Origin of the sequence: Emticicia sp. (assembly GCF_049241225.1) — a bacterium.
Taxonomy (GTDB): domain Bacteria; phylum Bacteroidota; class Bacteroidia; order Cytophagales; family Spirosomataceae; genus Emticicia.
On sequence record NZ_JBMLRC010000155.1, the window covers coordinates 1 to 4,495 of the forward strand.

Consider the following 4,495-nt stretch of genomic DNA (forward strand, 5'->3'; position numbering starts at 1 on the left):
GCCAATGCTTCCATCGTTTCGCCTAAACTGAATTTGTATTATACCAAGAATAAAAACTTACAGTTTTATTTGAATTTAGGCAAAGGATTTCACTCAAATGATACCCGTGCGGTTATCGAGAAAAACGGTTTGGAGATTCTCCCCGCTGCTTATGGTTCAGATTTAGGTACAATCTGGAAGCCTTTCCCGAAGATGGTTATCAACGCAGCTTATTGGTATCTGTGGCTCAATCAAGAGTTTGTATATGTAGGCGATGCGGGTGTGGTTGAACCTTCTGGTCAATCAAAAAGAAGTGGTTTTGACATTTCTATGCGTTATCAGCTTACAAAAAACTTGTTTTTTGATGCCGATGTAAATTATGCCAAACCAAGAGCCATCGGCGAAACCGAAGGACAGAACCTCATTCCTTTGGCCGTAAAATGGACAAGCATTGGAGGTTTAACACTCAAAAATAACAAAGGTTTCAGCGGAAGTCTGCGTTATCGTTATGTAGGCGATAGACCTGCCAACGAAGATAACAGCATCGTAGCAAAAGGGTATTTTGTGAGTGATGCTTTATTGAACTATAGCAAGAATCGTTACTCGATTGGGCTTTCCATCCAAAATATCTTTAATACAAAATGGAAAGAAACCCAATTTGCCACCGAAAGCCGTTTACAGAATGAACTAAACTCAGTCGAAGAAATTCATTTTACGCCTGGAACTCCATTCAATGCAAAGTTGAGCTTTAGTGTGAGTTTCTGAGAAAATACTCGGTGACTGAGCGGAGCCGAAGTCACCGAGTATCGGTTTTCTCAAGAGCTTGGCATCACGCCCGTAGCCAAATACTGAATCGATTTAAGGCTTGGCAGTAAGCAATAAGCCGTTCCACGGGTTTCGATAAACAATGGTAAAGTATTGATAGTGAGTGGCGGAAGTTGCGTATTATTGTTTTCGAGCGGAATCGTAAACGAGTTCACAACCCCAGGAAAATCTGTGCTGTTGGCTACTGATGGTCTATCGCCCAAGAGTGCATCTTGTGGTGGATTTTGCACCGAATAGTCTTGTTTTGGACTAAAATTATTATAGTTCATCCAGCCGTATAGTTTTTCAAATTGGCGAGCGATACTTCCGCAAAAAAACAAACCAATCAATCCTCTATCGGCCGAATCATTTTTTCCTGCAACCAACTCTTCACCGTAAGGCATTCCTCTACGAATGATTCTCGGTGGGCCATAAATACCTTCTCCTTGTGAGGCATTCAGTTGTTGGTCTCGTGGGTTCGTTACACGGGTATGTGCCGAAAATGGACACCTAAAACTACTCGGGACATCCTGATAACCAGGAGATATGCTCGGGTCGGTACTGGCATAACCAAAATCTTCGGCGTGGGCAGTGGCTGGGTCGGGGTTATCTGGGCTAAGCATGAGCGGCGAGCCGTTTCGCCAGCGTCCTACTAATTTTGCCGCAAACCATTCTTCGAGTTCTGCCTGATTTTTACCTAAATAAGATAACGTTGAAGCATTGGCAGTAGCTTGTTGAGTCAGAAAATTATCAAAACCCGCTACATCTTGGTACAAAACTCTGAAAGCATTGTAGCAGCCATCAAAAGCAAACTGAGATTCTAAGTCTGGCTTTTTTGAATTGAAAGCAACCGGCCCAGGGTCCGAGACAGAGTTTGTTGGATAACCGATTAGAAAATTATCTAAGTTTTGTTGGTTTTTAGACCCATCGTTCGGGTAAGCCAATGATGGCTCAGAGATGCCATCAACATACCCAAAATGTATTTTTGCGGGGTCATTTTCTACTATTGACTGATATAGCCTGCCATCACCATCGTTGAGCGGGAGTAATTCAGTGAGGCCGTTGGCAGTGGCTGAAGTTGTTACAAAAGTGATAATTTGGTCTAAATCGCTTTGCGTAAGCCCATACGTATGCACAATGCAGTGTACGTCTTCGCTCGCAAACTTCTGATTCCACCAATTGCTCGGGGCACTACTATCAAAATCACCAAGCGACATTTGAGAACCCGTTGACCACGGACCTTCTTGAAATTCAGTTGGGAAGTGGCTATTTGTTGAAGCTGCCACACCTAACATTTGTAATCCCAAAAAGCTAATGCCAATGTTGAGCATTGATAAAGGCTTATTATTGCCCCAATCAGAGCCTGACTGTACTTTTGGGTACAAATCAGAGAAAAAAGCTTTAGAGTTAAACGTTACACCACTGGCTTTGAAGCTAAAAAGCAAATGACAAGAATAGGGGTGGGTGTATCCTCTAAGTATAAAACCTTGGATATTCGAAGGGTCGGGAGTTGCCGCCATTTAGGTATTATTTTTATATGTGAAGAATAACAAAGCTGACAAACGCAAGCGTGTGTTTGTCAGCCCAGTTAGCTATTTCTTTGAAAATTATTAGCCTAAAATCTGAAGAACCGTATTTGGATAGGCTTGATAAAAATTAGTCGGTTGACTAAGGTTATTGCTATTAATAAAGTTTTCGAAGGCGTTTAAAGTCACGATTGGTAAATTTGGCGGGTTAAGGGCAATCGCTGCAATAGCGTTAACCAACTCTTTGAATCCTGGACCTGTATTCCAGAATGTACTGAGGTATGGATTCATTGCTCCATCAAAAGTTGTTACGAGCATGATGGCATTGATTCCTTCGCCCGTTGGATTAGGTATCAAAACTAAGCGAGCGTAATGCACGATTTGAATGTCGCTAAGAATTGGCGTAACGATTGATAAAAAATCATCATAAAGCTTTTGTGCTGCTGCCTGTGAAACTTTATCTTGTTTGATAGGTACGTAGAGCGAAAGTGGAGTTGCCATTGGTTTGATAAAGATAGTTTTTTGCATACTCTGTTGAAGGCTTTTCTGCATACGCCTCCGCAAAGTTTGATTTTTATTACTATCTCTATAAGCGTAAAAATACCTGTTTAGTAGAACAGGTATTTTTCGGAAGTGCTGCCGCAAAAAACAAGTCCCTCAAAATGAATTTCGAGGGATTTGTTTTTGATTTTTTACTCCACTACCACATTCCCCCCACCGCTATAACTGCGGTAATCTCCATTATACATGGCATCGGCTGAAACTGGGCCGAGAATGAATTTACCACGAGAAACAACTCTTACTAAATAATAGAAAGTCTTTTCGGTGGCATCGGCTGTGGTGTAGAAATTGATTCTATCATCACGAATATCGAAATGTTGAGGCGTTGAGGCATTTTTAATCCAAGTCATGTTGCGGTCTTCGTTCAGACGAGGGTTTTCAATTTCAAATGCCGCTGGTAGCATATCGGTTACAACTACATTTTCAACTGGTGTGCCAAGTGTGCTGCTTACGCTTACTTTTACAACAACTAACTGATTTTGTTTCAGGCTTCCAGAAATCGGCTCGCCATTTCGGGTTAAGAATTGTCGGCGAACTTTCAAGAAATTATCTTCTTCGGTGTAGCTTCCTGTGGCACTCAATCCTTCTTGTTGTGAGAAATAATACAAGCCGCCTTTTCCTTTGGCCGAAATATTGACCAATTTTCCTGCAATACCTTTTTCGATGTTTAAATCTGTTCCTGCGAAATTCGCTAAAATCTTGTTATCAACTGATAATGAAGCTGTTACACTCGACTCGCCCGTACGTTTGGCAATTTTACCCAAAGCCAAGAAACTAAACACCGATTCTTGCGTAGAAAGATAAGGCGTTGATTTGATGGCTTGCGAAAGTATGCGTGCCAATTTCGGTACTTGCAGGTTTTCGGGGTCGGATTCTACCAAACTGTTCAACGAAATAGCCAAATTTCTGATGGGCGATGCAAAACTTCCACCTGTTTGTTTTTGGGTATTTTCTATCACATAATCTTTCGGTAAAAGTTGTTTGAAACTACCTTCGTCACCGATTTGGGCAAAACTTGCACCGAGCATATATCGCTCATCGGTTGTCAGTAAAGTTTGATTGGCCTTGTAATAATTCATCACTGGCTGATTGGCTTTTCCTGCCATTGCGAGTGTATAAAGCGAATAAATCATTTCGTGGCGTGCAATTGTGCGAGTTGTCCAAGTACCTGTTTCGTTATAAACATAGTCGGTTTCGGTCAAATCTTGCATCGACGTTTTAGTAGTCAGATAATCCAACATTCGATTTAGATTTGTCTCATTTACTTCATAATCAGCCTTTTTAGCTTCCAATAAGAAATGTGCCGCAAAGGCAGTTCCCCACCAACTTTCGCTGTCGCCACCTTGCCAGTAACTTACTGCACCATTGGCCAATTGCATACTTTCTACCTTACGAATAGCCGCCTGCACATTGAACTGTGGGTTCCAGTCATTTTCGCCACCCCCAACCCCTGAAGGGGAGTTTTTATTAAAGTTTAAAGCTCTTGAATTCTTTGCAATTGTTTTCGTGAAATCGGCAAAATATAATTGCGGGAAAGCTTTTGAAACGGTCTGCTCAACGCAACCGTGCGGATAACCCAACAGATAATCTAATTGCTTGGCAAACTGCACCATCGGCGAGCGACT

General features: G+C 41.8%; 3 protein-coding genes and 1 pseudogene. 1 reads left to right on the forward strand and 3 read right to left on the reverse strand.

Features of this window, described 5'->3' with window-relative positions; genetic code table 11:
* Positions 1–744, forward strand: a 744-nt coding sequence (locus ACOVO2_RS09060) for a TonB-dependent receptor domain-containing protein (RefSeq protein ID WP_421769651.1), incomplete at its 5' end; no start/stop codon positions are given.
* 50 nt (positions 745–794) lie between these two features.
* On the opposite strand, the gene ACOVO2_RS09065 is transcribed toward ACOVO2_RS09060, so the two are convergent.
* The 3 genes and pseudogenes from ACOVO2_RS09065 to ACOVO2_RS09075 all read right to left on the reverse strand — a co-directional run.
* On the reverse strand, positions 795–2,303 hold the full coding sequence (locus tag ACOVO2_RS09065; RefSeq protein ID WP_421769652.1) for a hypothetical protein: 1,509 nt from the start codon (positions 2,301–2,303) through the stop codon (positions 795–797).
* 90 nt (positions 2,304–2,393) lie between these two features.
* Positions 2,394–2,837, reverse strand: a complete 444-nt coding sequence (locus ACOVO2_RS09070; RefSeq protein WP_421769653.1) for a hypothetical protein — start codon at positions 2,835–2,837, stop codon at positions 2,394–2,396.
* Positions 2,838–3,001: 164 nt separating this feature from the next.
* Positions 3,002–4,495: pseudogene (locus ACOVO2_RS09075) on the reverse strand (alpha-2-macroglobulin family protein); the annotation flags it as partial.

Bases quoted from the DNA above. Each gene is read 5' to 3' on its own strand.
- ACOVO2_RS09065 (WP_421769652.1), bottom strand. From the start codon at position 2,303: ATGGCGGCAACTCCCGACCCTTCGAATATCCAAGGTTTTATACTTAGA.
- ACOVO2_RS09070 (WP_421769653.1), bottom strand. From the start codon at position 2,837: ATGCAAAAAACTATCTTTATCAAACCAATGGCAACTCCACTTTCGCTC.